The sequence below is a fragment of the Corynebacterium confusum genome, from assembly GCF_030408715.1.
Lineage (GTDB): Bacteria > Actinomycetota > Actinomycetes > Mycobacteriales > Mycobacteriaceae > Corynebacterium > Corynebacterium confusum.
In genome coordinates this window covers 1201013-1220985 of record NZ_CP047202.1, presented here as the reverse complement: position 1 = coordinate 1220985, position 19973 = coordinate 1201013, and the positions used below count along the sequence as shown (strand labels likewise).

Sequence of the window (19973 nt, the reverse complement as noted above, 5' to 3'; positions counted from 1 at the left end):
ACAAAGAAAAAATGAAAAATTCACAAAACATGAACAATCACATCAATGCAGCCAGAAAGAAACAATTATATTTCAATGACACCCCAACTGAAAGCGCCATCCGGCACACACCAACACAACCATCCACACAAATGCAAAAAGTACATTGGCACACTATTGAGTTCTCAAACATCACTGTTGCAAAGCCGTTCCGCGCTATTGTCTAGCGTAGTTCGTGCTTTGTAACTGGGATTTAAATCTTAGACCAACTTTTAAACCAAAGTCAACCTGGAGTTTAACTCCCCGTCACCTGCTCTCGCGGCGACTCGGACCAATTTACACACCCCTTCAATTTTCCACAAATCCCCTGCTAGGCAGGCAAACACCCGCCACCAAGTGGTGACGGGTTAACTTGTGGCGGACCGGTAACTGCGTAGCCGAAGTTTTAGACGAACTTGGCGCCGGCGAAGTTCTTCTTGCCGCGTCGCAGGACCAACCATGCTCCGTGCAACAGATCGCTGTCGGACGGTTCCCATTCGGAGTCTTCGACTCGCTCGTTGTTGACGTAGGCGCCGCCCTCCTTAATGGTGCGGCGGGCCGCGCCCTTCGATTCGGCTAAGCCGCTGGCAACCAGTAGGTCCACGATGGTACGCGGCTGGCCGGCCTCGATCTCAGCAACCTCGGTCTCGGACAGAGCGCCGCGCAAGGTCTCCTCGTCCAGCTCCGTCAGGCTGGCCTTTCCGAACAGCGCCTGGGCGGCGAGCTCCACGGACTTAGTGGCTTCCTTACCGTGGACCAGGTCGGTCATCTCCTGGGCGAGCCGGCGCTGGGCCTCACGCTTGTACGGCTCGGTTTCTACCTTCTCCTGGTAACCGGCGATCTCATCCTGGGGCAGGAAGGTAAACCAGCGTAGGTAGTCGATAACCACGGAGTCGCCGGCGTTCAGGAAGTACTGGTACCAGGAGTACGGCGAGGTCTTTTCCGCGTCCAGCCAGAGCTTGCCGCCACCGGTGGACTTGCCGAACTTCTGACCGCTGGCGTCGGTGACCAGCGGTACGGTCAGGCCGTGCACCTTGGCCCCGTCAACACGGCGGTTCAGGTCCACGCCGGAGACGATGTTGCCCCACTGGTCTCCGCCGCCGATCTGCAGGACGCAGTCGTAATTGCGGCGCAGTTGCACGTAGTCGTTCGACTGCAGCAGCATGTAGGAGAACTCGGTGTAGGAAATGCCGTCGGCCTCCAGGCGGCGCTTGACGGTGTCGCGATCCAACATTGTGTTCAGCGAGAAGTTCTTGCCCACGTCGCGGAGGAAGTCGATGACCGACATGTTCATCGTCCAGTCAGCGTTGTTGACCAGGGTTGCGGCGTTCTCGCCGTCGAAATCGACAAAGCGACGCAGCTGGCCCTTGATTGCTTCGAGGTTCTTTTCGATGACGTCCTCCGAGAGCATGGAACGCTCGCCGACGTCGCGCGGATCGCCGATGAAGCCGGTGGCGCCACCAGCCAGAGCCAGCGGGTGATGGCCGGCTTCTTGGAAGCGGCGCAGCATGATCATCGGGACCAGGTGGCCGGCGTGCAAGGAGTCGCCGGTCGGGTCGAAGCCGCAGTACAGGGTGATGGGCTGCTCGCAGGCCTCGCGCAGGGCGTCAAGATCCGTGGACTGGTTGATCAGCCCGCGCCATTGCAACTCATCGATGATATTCATGAAAATCGTCGTCCTTCTAGTCGATCTCTTCTTAGTTTTGGTTTCGGGGTGCCGCTGAAGCCGGGCCTAGGCCGGCCATTCCTTGGCCTCATCGGCCAGCATGACTGGGATGCCGTCTTCGATGGGATAGGCGATCCCCAAGCGGTTGTTTACTAGGACCTGCTGGTCCTCGATATACTCCAACGGGCCTTTATCCTGCGGACAAACCAAGATGTCTAGGAGGGCGGGGTCACAACTCATGGCCCTCATAGTACCCGTTGCGCTTCCACCCTGCGGGCTTGGCCCCGCCTTTTTTGGCGGCGAATCCTCCGCTGCGGTTTGCTGGTGGCGCCCTCGGACGCGACAAAGCCCCGCTTCCCCAGCGGTGCGAAACCGCGGGGAGGCGGGGCGAAGCCTAGCGCGCGCAAGCTTTAGGCGCGTGCGCAGCGGGCTAGATCAGGGAGGGAACGTTCGCCACGAGGGAGAACAGATCCTTCGGATCGTCCGGGTTGGCGATGATGTCGATGTCAGTTTCCAGGTCGGTGCCCTTGACCGCGTCGCGGAGGTAGCGCAGCGCGGAGAAGTCGTTGATGGCGAATCCCACATCGTCGAAGAGCGTAATCTGCTCGTCGTCATCGCGGCCGGTCGCCTGGCCCGTCAGGACCTGGTAGAACTCCGTTACGGGGAAGTCCTCCGGCATCTGCTGGATTTCGCCCTCGATGCGGGTCTGCTCCGGGAACTCAACGAAGACCTTGGACTTGTCCAGGATGGAGGCCTCCAGCTCGGTCTTGCCCGGGCAGTCGCCGCCGACGGCGTTGAGGTGCACGCCCGGGGCGACGTGGCGCTCGGCCAGAATCTGGTTCTGGGCCTTGTCCGCGGTGCAGGTGGTGATGATGTCGGCGCCCAGCACGGCCTCATCGACGCTGTTGCAGGCGGTGATGTTGAAACCGAGCGGCTCCAGGTTGCGCTTGAACTTCTCCACGGCGTCTGGGTCGATGTCGTAGATGGTGATGTCCTCGATGCCCAGCACACCGCGGAAGCCGAGGGCTTGGAACTCGGACTGGGAACCGGCGCCCACCATGGCCATGCGCTTGGAGTCCTTGCGGGCCAGGTACTTGGCCACCATCGCGGAGGTCGCAGCCGTGCGCAGCGCGGTCAGCAGCGTCATCTCTGCCTCGAAGGTCGGGTAACCATTGTCCACATCGGCGAGAACACCGAAGGCGGTCACGGTCTGGAAGCCGCGGGCCGGGTTGGACGGGTGGCCGTTGACGAACTTGAAGGAGTACTCCTCGCCGTCCGAGGTCGGCATGAGCTCGATAACGCCGAACGGGGTGTGGGAGGCCACGCGCGGAATCTTGTCGAAGCGCTCCCAGCGGCGGTAGTCGTTCTCGAGGTACTCGACCATGCCGGTGATGATGTTTTCCACGCCGTCGCGCTGAATCCAGCGCGCCATGTTCTCTACGTCGACGAATTTGACCATTGTTTCTAAATCTTCCTTTCGTAATAAACGATGCCGTTCCACTGAGCGCCGGCCTGTATCCCAACGCTCAGTTCTAACCGTTAGAGAGCCTACCTACTTTTGGTTGCGCGGGCGCAAGTCCGTCTGCGGGGCAGCCGGGAAGCTGGACGTCGGCAGGTGCTTGGCGCGGCGCTCATCCGCGATGGCCCGGATGCGGTCGCGCCAGGCGAACCACATCACCATGAAGATCGGGATGAGCAGGATGGAGGCGCCCAGAGCGTAGGTGCCGATCGGGTAGTCGAAGGCCATCAGGACGATGACCACGCCGATGAAGATCAGGGTGGCCCAGTCCCCGACCGCGCCGAAGGGCGAGCGGTATCCCGGCCGCGTGTAGCGTCCGCTCTTGGACAGGCGCACGAACTTCAGGTGTGCCAGGGCGATTGCTGCCCACGATGCCAGCGTGCCCAGCGCCGCCAGGTTCAGCACGATTTCGAAGGCCGCCTCCGGGACGATGAAGTTCAGGAACACGCCCGCCAGGCCCACGAAGGCTGCCATGACGATGCCGCCGTAGGGCACACCCGACTTGGACATCCGGGCGCCGAACTTCGGGCCGGAGCCAGCGGTCGACATGTTGTACATGATGCGGCCGGTCGAGTACAGGCCGGCGTTCAGTGAGGAGATCGCCGCGGTTATGACCACCAGCTGGAAGATTGGGGCCGCAACCGCGATGCCCAGGGACTCGAAGAAGGTCACGAACGGCGAGACGTTCGCGATGTATTCGGTGTACGGCAGGACCAGGGTCAGCAGCAGCACGGAGCCGAAGTAGAAGACCAGGATGCGGATCAGGACGTTGTTGACCGCGCGTGGGATGTGCTTCTCGACGTCCTTGGTCTCGCCACTGGTGGTACCGACCAGCTCAATGCCGGCGTAGGCGAAGACCACGCCCTGGATGACGATGATGGCCGGGATGAAGCCGTTCGGCAGCCAGCCACCGGCATCAGAAATCAGGCTGAAGCCAGTCGGGTCGCCGCTCGGGTGGCCGAAGATGACCACGCCGATCGCCACCAGCATGAAGATGAGCAGCGCAACGACCTTGATCATGGAGAACCAGTACTCGAGCTCGCCAAAAATCTTGACCGACATCATGTTGAACAGCAGGATGCCGCCGATGACCAGCAGTGCCAGCACCCACTGCGGGATGTCCTCGATCCAGTGGGTGTACTGCGAGAACCACTTGATATAGAGGGCCACGGCCGTGGCGTCGGCAACCAAGGTCATAGCCCAGTTGCCCCAATAGAGCCAGCCGGTCACGAACGCAGTCTTCTCCCCGTAGAACTCACGGGCATAAGACACGAACGAGCCGGAGCTCGGGCGGTAGACGATGAGCTCGCCGAGCGAGCGCAGGATGACGTAGCCGAACATACCGCAGATGAGGTAGAGCACGGCCAGGGAGGGGCCGGCCTGCTCGAGGCGCGAACCGGTACCCAGCAAGAGGCCGGTACCGATGGCGGAACCGATGGCAATCATCTGGAGCTGGCGGTTACCCATCCCCTGTTGCAAGCCATGGTCCTCGGAGGCATAGACGTTGCGTTCTGCCTCGTGGGGGGCTGACTCGGAGCCCGTTGGATTGGTTGTCATAGGTTGGCTTTCTAAATCTGTCCACGATTAAGTAGCACGGATCACATCCGCTCGAGTGAATCGTAGTACACACTTTTGGAAGGTGTGACTGGCAGCATCTACTCAAGTCTCTTTTCCCAGACTATCCCCGGACACAACCCCGCCACCACAGAAAACAAAACACCATACCGAGAAAATCACTAGCCCCGAAAGAGGTAGGCCGCTCCCCCGCCGATCCAAAAACCGGCGCGGCCTTGCCGCCTCCCGCAGGAGACAACCAAGCCGCGCCGGTTCGTTAGTGGTGGCTGAGGAAGCTAGCCGGTGCTATTTCTGGACGCCGAGGATCACCGGCGTCTCCGCCCAGGTCTTCGCCTGGGAGTTACGCTGGGCGACCAGCTCGCGCTGCTCTGTCACGCGCACGCCCGCGGTGCCGCCCTTGGTAGAGCGGGAGGCGACCGCACCATCGATGGTCAGCACCTCGCGTACCTCCGGCGTGAGGGCCTCGTGGACCCCGGCCAGCTCCGCGTCGGTGAGATCGATGAGTTCGACGCCGCGCTCCTCAGCGATGCGCACGCATTCGCCCGAAGCCTCGTGCGCCTGGCGGAAGGGCACGCCCTGGCGCACCATCCACTCGGCCAGGTCGGTGGCGAGCGTAAACCCGCGCGGGGCGAGCTCCCGTATCCGGTCCTCGTGGAAGACCAGGGTGCTCACCAGGCCCGTCATCGCCGGCAGCAGCAGGTTGAGCTGGGCGACCGAGTCAACGATCGGCTCCTTGTCCTCCTGCAGGTCGCGGTTATAGGCCAGCGGCTGCGCCTTGAGCGTGGCCAGCAGGCCCGTCAAGTTGCCGATCAGCCGGCCGGTCTTGCCGCGGGTGAGCTCGGGGACGTCCGGGTTCTTCTTCTGCGGCATGATGGATGAGCCCGTCGACCAGGCATCATCCAAGCTGACGTAGCCGTATTCCGGCGTGCACCAGTAGATGATCTCCTCGGCCAGGCGCGACATGTCGATGGCCGTCTGCGTGAGTACGTAGGCGGTCTCCGCGGCAAAGTCGCGCGAGGCGGTCGCATCCAGCGAGTTCTCCGCCGCCGCGTCGAAGCCTAGCTCCGCGGCGATAGCCTCCGGATCCAGCGCCAGCGACGAGCCCGCCAGGGCGCCGGAGCCGTAGGGAGAAATCGCCAGGCGCTTGTCGAGGTCTTGGAAGCGCTCGATGTCGCGCAGCAGCGGCTGGGCGTGGGCCAGCAGCTCGTGGGCCAGCAGGATGGGCTGGGCGGCCTGCGAGTGGGTCTTGCCCGGCATGATCGCCTCCGGGTGCGCGCCCGCCTGCTCGACCAGGGCGTCGACCAGCTCGGTGATCTGCGCCGTGATGTCGCGGATGGCGTCGCGGACCCACATGCGGAACAGGGTCGCAACCTGGTCGTTGCGGGAGCGGCCCGCACGCAGCCGGCCACCCACCTCGGGGCCGACGCGCTCGATGAGCCCGCGCTCCATGGCGCCGTGGACGTCCTCGTCGTGGGCGTTCGGCGTGAACTCGCCAGAGGCGACGTCCTCGCCCAGCTGCTGGAGGCCGGAAATCATGGTCTCGAAGTCGGCGTCGCTGAGCAGGCCGGCCTTGTGCAGGACGCGCGCATGCGCCTGGGAGGCCAGCACGTCGTAGGGCGCTAGGACCCAGTCGAAGTGCGTGGACACGCTGAGGGCAAACATCGCCTCAGAAGGCCCGCCGGAGAACCGGCCGCCCCAGAGGGCGCCCTCGTTCGTCTTGTGCGGCTGCATCTACTTCGCCCCCGTGCGGAAGCCGCCGTCCCGGTCGCGCTGGTTGGAGATCTGCGTAGACAGGCCGTGCAGCTGCACGAAGCCCTTCGCCGCGGTCTGGTCGAAGGCGTCGCCGGTGTCGTAGGTGGCCAGGTCGAAGTCGTACAGGGACTGGCCCGAGCGGCGACCGTTGACCACGATGGAACCAGCGTGCATGACCATGCGGATGTCGCCGGTGACGTTCTCCTGGGAGGACTGGATGAACTGGTCCAACGCCTTCTTCAGCGGGGAGAACCAGAGGCCGTCGTAGACCTCTTCGGACCAGCGGGCGTCGGTGAGCCGCTTGTAGCGGGCCAGCTCGCGCTCGACGGTGACGTCCTCCAGAGCCTCGTGGGCCTTGATGAGCGCTATCGCGCCCGGGGCCTCGTAGACCTCGCGGGACTTGATGCCCACCAGGCGGTCCTCGACCATGTCCAGGCGGCCAATGCCCTGGGCGCCGGCGCGCTGGTTCATCTGCTCGATTGCCTCCAGGACGGTCACCGGCTGGCCGTCGATGGCCACCGGCTTGCCCTTCTCGAAGGAGATCACGACCTCGTCCGGGGCGTTGCCCAGGCCCGGATCCTCGGTGTAGGCGTAGAGGTCCTTTGTCGGCGGGTTCCACAGATCCTCGAGGAAGCCGGTCTCTACGGCGCGGCCCCAAACGTTCTGGTCGATGGAGAACGGCGAGGAAGCGGACTGCTCGATCGGCAGGTCGATTTCCTCGGCGAAGGCGATGGCCTTGTCGCGGGTCCAGGCGTAGTCACGGGCCGGGGCGATGATCTCCAGCGACGGATCCAGGGCGCGGAAGGAGACCTCGAAGCGCACCTGATCGTTACCCTTACCGGTGCAGCCGTGGGAGACGTGGGTGCCACCGTGCTCCTGGGCGGCCTCGACCAGGTGCTTGACGATGAGCGGGCGGGAGATGGCGGAAACCAGCGGGTACTGCTTCATGTACATGCCGTTGGCCTGGATGGTCGGCAGACAATACTCCTCGGCGAACTCGTCCTTCGCGTCGATGACGATGGATTCGACGGCGCCACAGTCCAGGGCGCGCTGTCGGACCGACTCCATGTCTTCCCCACCCTGGCCAAGGTCTAGGGACACCGCGACGACGTCGCCGCCGGTCATCTTGGCCAGGTACGGGATGGCCACCGAGGTGTCCAGGCCGCCGGAATAGGCCAGCACTACGCGTGCACTCATTGCGAATCTTCTCCTTCTTGAGAACGGTTGTCTGCAATTAATTCATCTGGATAAATATTATACACCGGGAGCGCGGGGAAGAAACTCCCCCACCCCGCGTGTCACCCCTGGCGCTGCTGCGCCGGCGCTACTCGCTCGCGGAGCTGCGCCCGGTCAGGCGCTCCCCCAGCTGCTTGCCGGCCACCGGCTCGCGCGCCAAGACGAAGACCGTGTCGTCGCCGGCAATGCACCCGACGACATCCGGCAGGCCCACGCGGTCGATGAAGCTGGCCAGGTACTGAGCCGCGCCCGCCGGAGTGCGGAGCATGGCGATATTGCCGGAATGGTCGTGGGAGACCACCAGCTCGTCGACCATGCGGCGCAGCTTCTCCCGGGGCCCGTTGACCTGGTCGTCGAAGTCCTCGTGCTCCCCGCCGACCTTGTAGAAGGAACGCCCGCCGTCGCGCTTGACCTTCTTAGCACCTAGCTCGTCCAGATCGCGCGACAGCGTCGCCTGGGTGATGTCGATTCCCTCGTCCAGCAACAGATCGGAAAGCTGCACCTGGCTGGTCACCCGGGTCTTTCCCAGGATTTCCAGGATTTTGGCTTGACGCGCGTTCCGGGTACTCGGCACGGTCATGTATCTAGCTGTCCTTTCGTTCCAACAACCACGTCAGCAGCGCCTTCTGGGCGTGCATCCGGTTTTCGGCCTCGTCGATGACGCGGGAAGCCGGGCCGTCGATCACCTCGGCGGTGACCTCGTTGCCGCGGTAGGCCGGCAAGCAGTGCAGGAAGATGGCGTCGTCGGCCGCAGCCGCCATGACCTCATCGTTGACCTGGTACGGCAGGAACGGGGTGCGCCGGTCCTTGCCATCGCCCTCCTGGCCCATGGAGACCCAGGTATCGGTGATCACCACGTCGGCACCGGCCCCGGCCGCAACGTCATCGCTGACAACGACGTTAGCACCGGTGGCCTCCGCCCGAGCGCGCGCCCGGTCGACGAAGCGCTGCTCCGGCTGGAACTGCGCCGGCGAGCAGATGGTGATATCCATGCCGGCCGTGGCAAAGCCCAGCAGGTAGGAGTTGGCCATGTTGTTGGCACCGTCTCCGTAATAAACCGCCTTCCTCTCGCGCAGGTTGTCTACCCCGCCGAAGTTCTCGGCGCAGGTCACAAGGTCGGCCAAAATCTGACACGGGTGCAGATCGTCCGACAGGGCGTTAATCACCGGGACCGTGGCGGTTTCTACCATGTCCACCAGGTTCTGGTGGGCAAAGGTGCGCCAGACGATGGCGGAGACAAACCGCGACATCACCGCGGCGGTGTCCTGAATGGACTCGCCCTTGCCGATCTGGGTTTCCGAGGTGTCCGAGACCACCGCGTGGCCGCCCAGCTGCGGCACTCCGGCGCCGAAGGAAAAGCGCGTGCGCGTCGAGGTCTTATCGAAAAGCACCGCGACGGTCTGCGGGCCCTCCAGGGGCCGATAGCCGTACGGGTCCTTCTTCATTTTAAGGGCCAGGTTTAACACCTCGGCCTGCTCCTGCGGGCTCAGGTCATCATCGGCCAGGAAGTGCCGAAGCTGTGCGCTAGTAGTCATCTAGTTGGTTGTCCTTTCGGTGTGTCTTGGATCTTATTTTATAGCCCCGCATGCATAATCCGCAGGGACGCGCGGCGACGCGCTTCCGTTATTTGCTGAGCCCGCCCAGGATCTCGGCAATCCCGGTGACCGCGAAGTCGATGTCGGCGTCGGTGATGACCAGCGGCGGGCACAGGCGCAGCACGTGCTCGTTCGGGGCGTTGAGCAGCAGGCCGTGGGCGTAGCCGGCCTGCACGGCCTGCTTGGCCAGCGGCTGGTTGAGCACGACGCCCAGCAACAGGCCCTGGCCGCGCACGCAGTCCACCTGCTCCAGGGCGGTCAGGCCCTCGCGTAGGGCGGCCCCGGCGTCCTGGACGCGCTGGCAGAAAATCTCGTCGACGTGGTCGATGACCACCCGGGCCGCGGCCGCGACCACGGGGTTGCCACCGAAGGTCGTGCCGTGGGAACCGGGCGCGAACAGCTCGGCCGCCTTGCCCCGGGCAATCGTCGCCCCCATCGGCAGCCCGCCGCCCAGTCCCTTGGCCAGAGTGATGACGTCCGGCTGGATGCCCGCCTGCTGGTGGCAGAAGAACGAGCCCGTTCGGCCGATGCCGGTCTGCACCTCGTCGATAACCAGCAGGATGCCGTGCTCGTCGCAGAGTGCGCGGGCGGCGCGCAGGAATTTCGGCGTGGCGGGGACAACGCCGACCTCGCCCTGGACGGGCTCGAGGATGATGGCGGCCGTGTCGGCCGGGTCCTGCTCTACCAGGGTGCGCAGGTAGTCGATGTCGTTGTAGGTGAAAAACTCCACCCCGCCGGGCAGCGGACGGAAGGCGCGCTGCTTGTCCGGCTGGCCCGTCAGCGCCAGCGAGCCCATGGTCCGGCCGTGGAAGCCACCGTGGGCGGCGAGAATCCGCCGGCGCCCGGTCAGGCGCGCGAGCTTGAAGGCGGCCTCGTTGGCCTCCGCGCCGGAGTTGCAGAAAAAGACCCGGGCGCTGTCATCCCCCACCTTCTCCCGCAGGGCGGCCGCCACCTGGAGCGTCGGCTCGGAGGCGCACAGGTTGGACACGTGGCCCAGGCGCGCGATCTGCTCGCTCACCGCGGCGACGATGTCCGGGTGGGCGTGCCCCAGCGCGTTCACGGCGATGCCCGCCACCAGGTCTAGGTAGTCCTTGCCGGCGTCGTCAGTCACCCAGGCACCCGACCCGCTGCGCAGGGTCAGCGGCGGGGTACCGTAGTTGTTCATCATGACGTCATTCCAGTGCGGGGTGGTGCTCATTTCGCGTCATCCTTCCTAAATACCGTTCCGGCCGGGTAATTGTTGATTTGGTAATCGTCGGGCAGCACCATCGTGCCAATGCCGCCCATGGTCATCAGCTCCAGGAGCACGGTATGGGCCTGTCGGCCGTCGATGACGTGCGCCGCCTTCACCCCGCCTTCCACGGCCTTGAGGCAGGCCTCCATCTTCGGAATCATCCCGGCGTCCAGCTGCGGCAAAATCTCGCGGAGCCAGCTGGACTCTAGCTTCGAAACCAGCGAGTCCGGGTCCGGGTAGTCGGTGTATAGGCCCTCGACGTTGGTCAGCATGACTAGGCGCTCCGCGCCCAGCCCGACGGCCAACTCGCCGGCGGCGATGTCGGCGTTGATGTTGTAGACCTCCCCGTTATCGCCCGGGGCGATGGTCGAGACCACCGGGATACGGCCGGCATCGATGATGTCGCGCACGGCCGCGGGGTTGACCTCGGTGATCTCGCCGACCAGGCCGACGTCGCAGCCCTTGCCGTCGATGGTGACCTCGCGGCGACGGGCCCGGAACAGCCCGGCGTCCTCCCCTGAGGTGCCCACCGCATAGGGCCCGTGGGAGTTGATGAGGTTGACCAGCTCCCGGCCGACCTGGCCGAAAAGCACCATGCGGACGACTTCCATGACCTCCGGGGTGGTCACCCGGAAGCCGCCGCGGAATTCGCCGTGCAGCCCGACGCGCTCCAGCATCGCGTTGATCTGCGGCCCGCCGCCGTGGACGACCACGGGCTTGGCTCCCACGGTGCGCAGGAAGACCATGTCCGCAGCAAAGGCCTCCTTGAGCGCGTCGTCCACCATGGCGTTGCCGCCGTATTTCACCACGACGATCTTGTCGCGGAAGTGTTTCAGCCACGGCAGCGCCTCTGCCAGGATCTGGGCCCGCTGCCCGTCGCTGAGTCGGTCCGTAGTGGGATTATTCATTGCTCTTCTTCTCCCCTAGTCCTTGTTAATGCTTTTTCGAAGCCACTGAGCCTAGGAGCTGTAGGCGGAGTTGATCTCGACGTAGGCGTGCGAGAGATCCGTCGTCCGCACCGTCGCCTGCCCCGCGCCGCCCGTGCCCAGATCGACGGCGACGTCGATTTCCGGCTCGCTCAGGTCCACCTCACGCGCGGTCGGCGTGCCCGTCGTGTTCTCGCAGACCACGTGCCCGTTGAAGCGCACGGCGATGCCGTCCGGGTCCATCGCCACCGGCGCCATGCCGACGGCGGCCAGCACCCGGCCCCAGTTCGGATCGGAGCCGAACATCGCACACTTGAAAAGGTTGTCCCGGCCCAGGGTCCGCGCGGCGACCAACGCGGCGGCATCGTCCTGGGCGCCGGTGACCGTGATCTGCACCCGCTTGGTCACACCCTCGGCATCGGACTGCATCTGCGCGGCGATCGCGGCGCAGACTTCATGGATGGCGGCGTTGAGCTCTGCCTGGTCGGGGGTAATGCCGGCCTGGCCCGAGGCCAGCGCCACCACCGTGTCGTTGGTAGACGTGGAGCCGTCGATGTCCAGTGTGTTGAAGGTCTGCGGCATCGCCGCCTCCAGCGCGGTCTTTAGCTGCCCGGAGGTGACGTCGGCGTCGGTGGTGATAACGGCAAGCATCGTCGCCAGTGACGGCGCCAGCATGCCCACGCCCTTGCCCATCGCGCCGACGGACCAGCCCTCGCGCTGAACTGCGGCCTGCTTGGGCACCGTGTCGGTGGTCATGAGGGCTTCCGCAGCCTGCTGTGCCGCTTCCGGCGTTGCGCCCGCCCCCTGGGCGGCCTGCGCGCCCAGTTTGTCGATGCCACCGGCCACCACCGGCATGTCCATCGGCTCGCCGATAATGCCAGTCGAGCAGACCACCACCTCCTGCGGCTCTACCCCCAGGGCTTGAGCCGTTTCCTGGGCCATGGTCCGGGCGTCCTTGTCGCCCTGGGCGCCGTTGCAGGCGTTCGCGTTACCGGAGCTGATCACCACGGCCCGCACGCTGCCGTCGGCCACGGCCTTCCGGCTGTACTTGACGGGCGCGGCCACGACCTGGTTCTGGGTAAAGACCGCGGCGGCCGCGCTGGACGGGCCCTCGTTGACGACCAGCGCCATGTCGGGCTTGCCGGAGGGCTTGAGCCCGGCAGTCGCAGCGTAAGCGCTGAAGCCCGCCGGGGTCACGACGCCGCACTCGTCCGGGGCGGCGTCGGTTTCTAGGGTGTGGGTGTGCATGGGGTTCTCCTAAAAGGTGCTTAAAAGGGTTGGGGAAAGAAAGGGGCGGCGGGGAGGATTCACCCGCCTCTAGGGCAGGACGGCGGTGCCGGTCAGCCCGGCGGTTTCCTCCCAGCCCAGAGCGAGGTTGAGGCACTGCACTGCGGCCCCGGCGGTGCCTTTGGTCAGGTTGTCGATGGCGCAGGTCATGATCAGGCGGCGCGCCACCGCGTCGACGTGGACCTGGATCTGGGCGAAGTTGGATCCGACGACGTGCTTGACCTGCGGCTGGATACCCTGCGGAAGAAGCTGGCAGAACGCCTCGTCCGCATACGCCGCTGCGTAGGCGCGCCGGGCAGCGTCCTCGACGGCGGCGGCGTCCTCTGCGGCGCCGGCGGCCAGCCGGGCGCTCACCGTGGCCAGGATTCCCCGCGTCATAGGGGCGAGCACCGGGGTGAAGCTGACGGTCACGCCGGGCACGAGCTCGGAGAGGTTTTGGACCATTTCCGGGGTGTGCCGGTGGGTACCGCCGGGGCTGTAGGCCTTGACGTTGACGATGGTCTCGGAGCCACTAAAGGCCACCGCGGCCTTCTTGCCCGCCCCCGACAGTCCGGTGACGGCCACGACGTCGAAGTGCGGCTCCACGGTGCCGCCCTGCAGCGCCGGGACGGCCGCCAAGGTGACAGCCGTGGGGAAACACCCCGGCACGGCCACGCGGCGCGCGCCCGCGATGGCCTCCCGGTGGCCGGGCAGCTCCGGCAGGCCGTAGGGCCACGGCCCGGCGTGCTCTGTGCCGTAGTAGGTATCCCAGGCGGCCGAGTCTTTCAGCCGGAAGTCGGCGGCGCAGTCGATGACCAGGACCTCGTCCGGCAGCTGCTGGGCCAGGGCGGCCGAGTGACCGTGCGGCAGAGCCAGGAAGACGACGTCGTGGCCAGCCAGGTTCTGGACGGTCGTGTCCTCCAGTGTGCGGTCGGACAGCTCGGGCAGGTGCGGGAGGGACTCGGCCACAGATGCCCCGGCCTGAGAGTGCGCGCACAACGAACCGATGGTCAGGTCGCCACGGCGGTACGCGGGGTGTGACAGCAGGAGGCGGAGGATTTCGCCACCGGCGTACCCGGTGGCGCCAGCTAGTGCGACGTGAATACTCATAGCGGCGAGCATACTTAAATATGCAGCCGAACGTAAGTTATGCACCGTAATTCCGGGATATTTCCCGTTTTCTAAGGTTTCTACTACCCCCGAAAATGCATAACCCCCACCGCTGGGTGCGGCGGGGGTAGGTACGGGCGTGGCCTTAGGCGCGGATCTGGGCGCCCAGTTCCTGCTCGGCCAAGGCGGCTGCGGCCTCGCGGTGCGCGTTGACCTCTTCGTCGGTCAGCGTGCGGTCCGGGGCGCGGAAGAGCAGCTTGAAGGCGAGGGACTTCTTGTTCTGGCCCAGCTGCTCACCGCGGAAGACGTCGAAGAGCTCCACGGACTCGAGCAGCTCTCCCGCGCCCTGTGCAATGACGCGGCGGACCTTTTCGGCCGGCACGTCCTCGGCGACGGTTAGGGCGATGTCCTGGTGCAGTGCCGGGAACGCCGAGAGCACCGGCGCCGGGAAACGCTCGTCCAACGGCAGGGCCGTGACGTCCAACTCCATGGCGCAGGTGCGCTCCGGCGCGCCTAGCTTCTCCAACACCTGCGGGTGCAGCTCGCCGGCGTAACCGACAACCTTCTCGCCCACCTTCAGCGCGGCGCAGCGACCCGGGTGCCACGGCAGCTCGCTAGCGGCCTCCACGTCCAGCTCCACGCCGGCCGCGCGGGCAACGACGCGGGCGGACTCGATGGCGTCCGCGTAGGTGTAGGCACGGCCCTCGCCCCACGGGCCCGGGTTGTCCGCGAAGCCCGCGGAGACGGTGGCCACGTGCAGCGGCTGCTCCGGCAGGGTGCCCAGCAGCTCGGCCAGCGTCTCCTCGTCCGGGCGGGAGGCGACCGAGGGCATCGGGGTGGCATCCGCGCGGCGGAAGGAGACCTGCTGCAGGCCGTAGAGGCGCAGGTTGGACTGGCCGCGGGAGACGTTGCGGTTGAGGGCTTCCAGCATGTTCGGCAGCAGGGTCGTCGACAGCTGGGCCTTGTCGGCCTCCAGCGGGTTCTGCACGGCGACGGTCTGGCGGCGGGCATCGTCGGCAGCCAGCCCCCACACGTCGAAGGTGTCGTTGGACACGAACGGCGACGGGATGATCTCCGCGTAGCCGGAGTAGGCCAGGCTGTGCCCGATCGCCCGGCGGCGCTTCTGCGCCGGGGTCAGGCCGCGGCCGCCGCGCGGGGTCGGCAGGATGGACGGGATGTCAGCCAGGCCTTCCAGGCGCAGGACCTCCTCGATGAGGTCGACGTCCATGCCGATGTCCGTGCGCCAGGTAGCCGGGATAACCGACAAGGTCTCGGAATCCGCGTCCTCGACCTGGCAGCCGACCTCCTGGAGACGGTTAACGACGGTCTCGCGGGAGTAGTCGACGCCGGCGTAGCGGCCGGGCATATCCACCGGAAGCTCGATGGCGGCCGGCTGCTGGACCTCGCCGATAAGGGTGCGGCCGGCCTCGATGGTGCCGCCGGCTAGCTGCTGCAGCAGCGCGCAGGCGTAGTCCAGGGCCACCTCGGTCAGTGCCGGATCCACGCCGCGCTCGAAGCGGCGGGAGGACTCCGAGGACAGCTTGTGGCGGCGGGAGGTACGCGCCACGGTGATCGGATCCCAGATCGCGGCCTCGAAGATGACGTCGGTGGTCTCGTCTGAAATCTCCGAGGTGGTTCCGCCCATCACGCCGGCCAGGGACTGGATGCCGTTGTCGTCGCAGATAACGACGTCCTCGGCGTCCAGGGTGCGGTCGACGTGGTCCAGGGTCTGGAAGCTCTCCCCCGCTTCGGCGTTGCGAATAACCAGCCCGCCGGAGACCTGGTTGGCGTCGAAGGCGTGCATCGGCGAGCCCAGCAGCAACATGAGGTAGTTGGTGACGTCGGTCGGCAGGTTGACGCTGCGCTGGCCGGAGAGCATCAGCTCGCGCTCCAGCCAGAACGGGGTGCGCGCTTGCGGATCGATGCCGCTGACCTTGCGCAGGCCGAAGCGCTGGGCCTTGGTCTCCTCCCGCAGGTCGACCGGCAGCGCGCCGGCGGCATCGTCGGCCGCCGGTACGTTGGCGGTATCGATGCCCGCGGCGGCCGGGTCCTCGGCTAGGTCGCGGTAGTCGGAGTCGAAGGCGGAGGCCACCTCGCGGGCCAGGCCACGCACCGACAGCGCGTAGCCGCGATCTGGGGTGATGTTGACGTCGAAGACGGTTTCGTCCAGGCCGATAACCTCGCGGGCGTCGCGGCCGACAGGGCCGGCCTTCTCGCCAAGGGTGATGATGCCGTCAGCATTCTCGCCGAAGCCCAGCTCCGCGGCCGAGGCCAGCATGCCGTTGGAGATGTGGTCGTAGGTCTCGCGCGCGGCGATCTGGAAGCCGCCGGGCAGCTCCGAGCCGGGCAGCGCGACGACCACGTAGTCGCCCTCGCGGAAGTTACGGGCGCCGCAGATGATCCCCTGCAGCTCGCCGGTGCCGTTGGCCTCGCCCACGTTGACCTGGCAGTAGCGGATCGGCTTCTTGAAGCCGGTCAGCTCCTCGATCTCCTCGACCCGGCCGATGACCAGCGGGCCGGTCGATTCGGGCAGCGCAGCGTAGCCCTCAGTCTCGAAGCCGACGCGCACGAAGCCGCTGTCGAGCTCCTCGGAGCTGACCGACCAGTCCGGGTTCTGGGTGCCAAGCACGCGGGTTACCCAGCCTTGCGAAATAAGCATGTGGTGAATTCTTCCTTTCTAAGAGTCTGGGTAGCGGCCTAAGCCTGGATTCCGAACGGGAGGGTGAAGCGGACGTCGCCTTCGACCATGTCGCGCATGTCGGACAGCCCGTTGCGGAACTGCAGGGTGCGCTCCAGCCCCATGCCGAAGGCGAAGCCGGTGTACTCGGCCGGGTCGACCCCGACGGCGCGCAGCACGCTCGGGTTGACCATGCCGCAGCCGCCCCACTCGATCCAGCCGGCGCCACCCTTCTTGTTCGGGAACCACACGTCGACCTCGGCCGACGGCTCGGTGAACGGGAAGTAGTTCGTGCGCATGCGGGTCTTGGTCTCCGGCCCGAAGAGCACCTGGGCCAGGTGGTCCAGGGTGCCGCGCAGGTGGGCCATCGTCAGGCCCTTGTCGACGGCCAGACCCTCGACCTGGTGGAAGACCGGGGTGTGGGTGGCATCCAGCTCGTCGGTGCGGAACACGCGGCCCGGGCAGGCGATATACAGCGGGACGTCGCGGTCCAGCATGGTGCGGACCTGCACCGGCGAGGTGTGCGTGCGCAGCACCTGCTTGGAGTCTTCCACGGAGACGTGGAAGGTGTCCTGCAGCGTGCGGGCTGGGTGATCCGGCTTGAAGTTCAGCGCGTCGAAGTTGAAGTACTCGGCCTCGACCTCGGGCCCGTCGGCGATCTCCCACCCCATGCCGACGAAAATATCGGCGATCCGCTCGGATAGAGCCGTAATCGGGTGCAGAGCACCGGTCTGGGCGCGGGTGGTCGGGATAGTCACGTCCACCGTCTCCGCGACCAGCTGTTCCTGGCGGGCGCGCTCTTCGAGCTCCTTCTTCAGCTGCGCGTAGCGCTTCTCGGCCTTGCCGCGCGCCATGTTGACAGCCTTGCCGGCGTCCTTGCGCTGCTCCTTCGGTAGCGATCCCAAGGACTTGCGGGCCTGCGGGATATATCCCTGCTCGCCCAAGTGCTCCCGATGCGCCTGCGCCAGCCCGGCCAGGTCCTCGGCTCCCTCAAACGCGGCGATGGCCTGGTCTGCGGCCGCGGCCAAGGCCACCTCTGTCAATTCAATCTCGGGGGTATCTGACACGTCGCTTCAACCTTCTTCTCACGCTTAAACTAACGCAGGCTATGTTACCCGCTTAAGCCGTACCCACCGGCGCCGGGGCGGCAATTTTATCCCCTGAGCTAACCCGGCGAGCACGGGTTAGCTCGGGCTAGCCCTGCGCCTTGGCGGACTCGTAGAGGCAGATGCTGGCGGCGGTCGCGAGGTTGAGGGACTCGGCGCGGCCCCGAATCGGGATCCGCACCCGTAGATCCGCCTGGTCCAATAGGTCCCGCCCCAGCCCGTGGGCCTCGTTACCGAACAGCCAGGCCGTCGGCTGCGAAAGGTCCACGTCCGCGAGATCGGCCTCCCCATCCGCAGCGGTAGCCAGGATCTGTAGGTCATGGGAGCGCAGCTGGCCGAGCACGTCCTTGACGTTGGTCTCGCGGGCCACCGGCACGTGGAAGACGGAGCCGGCCGAGGCCCGCGCCACCTTGCAGCCCAGCGGGTCGACGGTCTCGCCGGCGAAGATGACCCCGTCGGCACCCATGGCGTCCGAGGTGCGGATGAGAGTGCCCGCATTTCCCGGCTCGCTGGTCAGCACCGGCACCGAGACCAGCGAGGGCTTGCCCGCCAAGATCTTGCCGGCCGACCACAGCACCGGCCGGCACACGGCGAAAAGGCCGGTGGTGGTCGCGGTGTCGGACAGCGACTTGGCGGCCTTGTCCGTAATCGGGTGCACGTAGACGTCCATGTAGCCGGCGGCGGTCAGGATCTCCGCGAAACGCTCCGCGGCCTTCTCGGTGGCGAAGACGTCGGTGGCCGCGCCGGTGGACACGGCGGCATCGACGGCGTTTTCTCCTTCGATGAGGAAGGCGCCGGCCTTCCGCCGGGCCGCGGCGCGGTGGAGCTTCGCGGCCTTGACTACGCGGGGCGTGCGTTCGGTTAGAGGTTGAGAAAAGTCCAGTGTCATACCCGCCAATCTAGCAGGCAGACCGCTGCCCGCCCCCAAGGGGACAGCGGGTCCGGATAAGAGAAAAACCCCGCGACCGGCGCACTGTCAACCAGTGGCGGGCGCGGGGTGGAAGGCGAAGTAGTGGAACTACTCCGAGACCCGTTAAGGCTTAGGCAGCCTTCGGGGCGTTGACGTCCTCCGGCAGGGCGGCCTTGGCGGCGTCGCACAGGGCGGAGAAGGCGTCGAAGTCGTTGACGGCCAGCTCGGCCAGGATCTTACGGTCGACCTCGATCTCAGCCAGGCGCAGGCCGTGGATGAGACGGTTGTAGGTCAGGTCGTTCATGCGGGCTGCAGCGTTGATGCGCTGGATCCACAGCTTGCGGAACTCAGACTTACGGGCGCGACGATCGCGGTAAGCGTAAGTCATGGAGTGCAGCCACTGTTCCTTCGCAATGCGGTAGCGGCGGGAACGGGCGCCACGGTAGCCCTTAGCGGACTTCAGAATCGCGCGACGCTTCTTCTTGGCGTTCACAGAGCGCTTTACTCGTGCCACGGTAGTACTTCCTTAAATCTTTCTCGACGGTATTGAGGTGGGGTGGATTCGGCGCTATTAGGAGCGGCCGAGCAGGCGCTTGACGCGCTTGACGTCGGACTGGGCGACAGCCTCGGTGCCCTTCAGTCGACGGGTACGCTTGGAGGGCTTGCCCTCCAGCAGGTGGCGACGGCCAGCCTGCTCACGGCGCAGCTTGCCGGAACCGGTCACCTTAATACGCTTGGCGGTGCCCTTGTGGGTCTTCTGCTTCATGAGAATTAAGTCCTTAAATCCCTAGTGTGTGGTCTACTTCTTACCCTTGCGAACCGGGCCCAAGACCATGGTCATGTTGCGGCCATCCTGCTTGGGGCGGGACTCGACGACGCCGACCTCCGCGACGTCCTCAGCCAACCGCTCCAGCAGGCGGAAACCGAGTTCCGGACGCGACTGCTCGCGACCGCGGAACATGATGGTCACCTTGACCTTGGAGCCCTTTTCGAGGAAGCGAACAACATTGCCCTTTTTGGTCTCGTAATCGTGGTCATCGATCTTAGGACGGAACTTCTGCTCCTTGACCACAGTCTGTTGCTGGTTCTTGCGAGCCTCGCGAGCCTTCTGGGCCTGCTCGTACTTGTACTTGCCGTAGTCCATAATCTTGGCCACCGGAGGCTTCGCCTTCGGGGCAACCTCGACCAGGTCCAAATCGGCTTCGTACGCAACCTTGCGGGCGTCGTCGGTACGGACAACTCCTACCTGTTCACCCTCGGGTCCGATCAGACGAACTTCGGGTACTCGGATTCGCTCATTGATGCGAGCTTCAGCGCTGATTGTGTGTCTCCTAAGTGAGAAGGGTCAATAGTTAATTCGCCTACCAACGCCACAAACAAAGA

The 19973-nt window shown here is 65.6% G+C and carries 19 protein-coding genes; 1 reads left to right on the top strand and 18 read right to left on the bottom strand.

The features are described from left to right. Positions 1-29 precede the first annotated feature (29 nt). Positions 30-206 (top strand): hypothetical protein, encoded by a 177-nt coding sequence (locus tag CCONF_RS05720; protein ID WP_290226139.1) that lies wholly within the window; start codon positions 30-32, stop codon positions 204-206. Between the two features lie 218 nt (positions 207-424). On the opposite strand, the gene tyrS is transcribed toward CCONF_RS05720, so the two are convergent. The 18 genes from tyrS to infC form a co-directional block, all read right to left on the bottom strand. Continuing rightward, entirely contained in the window at positions 425-1684 is a 1260-nt protein-coding gene (tyrS, locus tag CCONF_RS05715; protein ID WP_290226137.1) for a tyrosine--tRNA ligase, read from the bottom strand. A 66-nt stretch (positions 1685-1750) separates the two neighbouring features. Further along, the gene (locus CCONF_RS05710) at positions 1751-1924 is read right to left on the bottom strand and encodes a Trm112 family protein (protein ID WP_290226135.1); all 174 of its coding nucleotides are present in this window, start codon (positions 1922-1924) and stop codon (positions 1751-1753) included. A gap of 190 nt (positions 1925-2114) precedes the next feature. Continuing rightward, complete coding sequence (ocd, locus tag CCONF_RS05705) at positions 2115-3143, bottom strand: ornithine cyclodeaminase (protein ID WP_290226133.1); 1029 nt, start codon at positions 3141-3143, stop codon at positions 2115-2117. Between the two features lie 93 nt (positions 3144-3236). Next, positions 3237-4760: an amino acid permease gene (locus tag CCONF_RS05700; protein WP_435384092.1), complete on the bottom strand. Its 1524-nt coding sequence runs from the start codon at positions 4758-4760 to the stop codon at positions 3237-3239. Positions 4761-5063: 303 nt separating this feature from the next. Beyond that, on the bottom strand, positions 5064-6509 hold the full coding sequence (gene argH, locus CCONF_RS05695; RefSeq protein WP_290226131.1) for an argininosuccinate lyase: 1446 nt from the start codon (positions 6507-6509) through the stop codon (positions 5064-5066). Then, positions 6510-7727, bottom strand: a complete 1218-nt coding sequence (locus tag CCONF_RS05690) for an argininosuccinate synthase (RefSeq protein ID WP_290226129.1) — start codon at positions 7725-7727, stop codon at positions 6510-6512. Positions 7728-7854: 127 nt separating this feature from the next. Beyond that, the gene (locus CCONF_RS05685; RefSeq protein ID WP_290226127.1) at positions 7855-8346 is read right to left on the bottom strand and encodes an arginine repressor; all 492 of its coding nucleotides are present in this window, start codon (positions 8344-8346) and stop codon (positions 7855-7857) included. Between the two features lie 4 nt (positions 8347-8350). Continuing rightward, complete coding sequence (gene argF, locus CCONF_RS05680) at positions 8351-9301, bottom strand: ornithine carbamoyltransferase (RefSeq protein WP_290226126.1); 951 nt, start codon at positions 9299-9301, stop codon at positions 8351-8353. Positions 9302-9389: 88 nt separating this feature from the next. Further along, a complete protein-coding gene (locus CCONF_RS05675; RefSeq protein ID WP_290226124.1) occupies positions 9390-10559 on the bottom strand; it encodes an acetylornithine transaminase in 1170 nt (389 codons plus the stop codon). Then, positions 10556-11503 carry an acetylglutamate kinase gene (argB, locus tag CCONF_RS05670; RefSeq protein ID WP_290226121.1) on the bottom strand — a complete coding sequence of 316 codons (948 nt, stop codon included), beginning with the start codon at positions 11501-11503 and terminating at the stop codon, positions 10556-10558. The genes CCONF_RS05675 and argB overlap by 4 nt, the downstream gene beginning before the upstream one ends. A gap of 51 nt (positions 11504-11554) precedes the next feature. After that, entirely contained in the window at positions 11555-12769 is a 1215-nt protein-coding gene (argJ, locus tag CCONF_RS05665; RefSeq protein ID WP_290226120.1) for a bifunctional glutamate N-acetyltransferase/amino-acid acetyltransferase ArgJ, read from the bottom strand. Positions 12770-12838: 69 nt separating this feature from the next. Then, positions 12839-13897 carry an N-acetyl-gamma-glutamyl-phosphate reductase gene (argC, locus tag CCONF_RS05660; RefSeq protein ID WP_290226117.1) on the bottom strand — a complete coding sequence of 353 codons (1059 nt, stop codon included), beginning with the start codon at positions 13895-13897 and terminating at the stop codon, positions 12839-12841. Positions 13898-14042: 145 nt separating this feature from the next. Further along, entirely contained in the window at positions 14043-16556 is a 2514-nt protein-coding gene (gene pheT, locus CCONF_RS05655) for a phenylalanine--tRNA ligase subunit beta (protein WP_290226114.1), read from the bottom strand. Positions 16557-16594: 38 nt separating this feature from the next. Then, positions 16595-17641, bottom strand: a complete 1047-nt coding sequence (pheS, locus tag CCONF_RS05650; protein WP_290226113.1) for a phenylalanine--tRNA ligase subunit alpha — start codon at positions 17639-17641, stop codon at positions 16595-16597. Between the two features lie 127 nt (positions 17642-17768). After that, positions 17769-18569 (bottom strand): TrmH family RNA methyltransferase, encoded by an 801-nt coding sequence (locus CCONF_RS05645; protein WP_290226110.1) that lies wholly within the window; start codon positions 18567-18569, stop codon positions 17769-17771. Between the two features lie 151 nt (positions 18570-18720). Next, positions 18721-19104, bottom strand: a complete 384-nt coding sequence (rplT, locus tag CCONF_RS05640) for a 50S ribosomal protein L20 (RefSeq protein WP_290226108.1) — start codon at positions 19102-19104, stop codon at positions 18721-18723. Between the two features lie 57 nt (positions 19105-19161). Beyond that, the gene (gene rpmI / locus CCONF_RS05635; protein ID WP_070769319.1) at positions 19162-19356 is read right to left on the bottom strand and encodes a 50S ribosomal protein L35; all 195 of its coding nucleotides are present in this window, start codon (positions 19354-19356) and stop codon (positions 19162-19164) included. Positions 19357-19389: 33 nt separating this feature from the next. After that, on the bottom strand, positions 19390-19911 hold the full coding sequence (gene infC / locus CCONF_RS05630) for a translation initiation factor IF-3 (RefSeq protein WP_290226283.1): 522 nt from the start codon (positions 19909-19911) through the stop codon (positions 19390-19392). Between the last annotated feature and the right edge of the window lie 62 nt (positions 19912-19973).

What these genes read in the sequence shown, in the direction of transcription:
- argJ (WP_290226120.1), bottom strand. Translation starts at nt 12,769, where the DNA reads ATGCACACCCACACCCTAGAAACCGACGCCGCCCCGGACGAGTGCGGC.
- CCONF_RS05690 (WP_290226129.1), bottom strand. Translation starts at nt 7,727, where the DNA reads ATGAGTGCACGCGTAGTGCTGGCCTATTCCGGCGGCCTGGACACCTCG.
- CCONF_RS05645 (WP_290226110.1), bottom strand. Translation starts at nt 18,569, where the DNA reads ATGACACTGGACTTTTCTCAACCTCTAACCGAACGCACGCCCCGCGTA.
- CCONF_RS05685 (WP_290226127.1), bottom strand. Translation starts at nt 8,346, where the DNA reads ATGACCGTGCCGAGTACCCGGAACGCGCGTCAAGCCAAAATCCTGGAA.
- CCONF_RS05700 (WP_435384092.1), bottom strand. Translation starts at nt 4,760, where the DNA reads ATGACAACCAATCCAACGGGCTCCGAGTCAGCCCCCCACGAGGCAGAA.
- pheT (WP_290226114.1), bottom strand. Translation starts at nt 16,556, where the DNA reads ATGCTTATTTCGCAAGGCTGGGTAACCCGCGTGCTTGGCACCCAGAAC.
- argH (WP_290226131.1), bottom strand. Translation starts at nt 6,509, where the DNA reads ATGCAGCCGCACAAGACGAACGAGGGCGCCCTCTGGGGCGGCCGGTTC.
- CCONF_RS05710 (WP_290226135.1), bottom strand. Translation starts at nt 1,924, where the DNA reads ATGAGTTGTGACCCCGCCCTCCTAGACATCTTGGTTTGTCCGCAGGAT.
- tyrS (WP_290226137.1), bottom strand. Translation starts at nt 1,684, where the DNA reads ATGAATATCATCGATGAGTTGCAATGGCGCGGGCTGATCAACCAGTCC.
- argC (WP_290226117.1), bottom strand. Translation starts at nt 13,897, where the DNA reads ATGAGTATTCACGTCGCACTAGCTGGCGCCACCGGGTACGCCGGTGGC.
- argF (WP_290226126.1), bottom strand. Translation starts at nt 9,301, where the DNA reads ATGACTACTAGCGCACAGCTTCGGCACTTCCTGGCCGATGATGACCTG.
- ocd (WP_290226133.1), bottom strand. Translation starts at nt 3,143, where the DNA reads ATGGTCAAATTCGTCGACGTAGAGAACATGGCGCGCTGGATTCAGCGC.
- argB (WP_290226121.1), bottom strand. Translation starts at nt 11,503, where the DNA reads ATGAATAATCCCACTACGGACCGACTCAGCGACGGGCAGCGGGCCCAG.
- CCONF_RS05720 (WP_290226139.1), top strand. Translation starts at nt 30, where the DNA reads ATGAACAATCACATCAATGCAGCCAGAAAGAAACAATTATATTTCAAT.
- CCONF_RS05675 (WP_290226124.1), bottom strand. Translation starts at nt 10,559, where the DNA reads ATGAGCACCACCCCGCACTGGAATGACGTCATGATGAACAACTACGGT.
- rpmI (WP_070769319.1), bottom strand. Translation starts at nt 19,356, where the DNA reads ATGAAGCAGAAGACCCACAAGGGCACCGCCAAGCGTATTAAGGTGACC.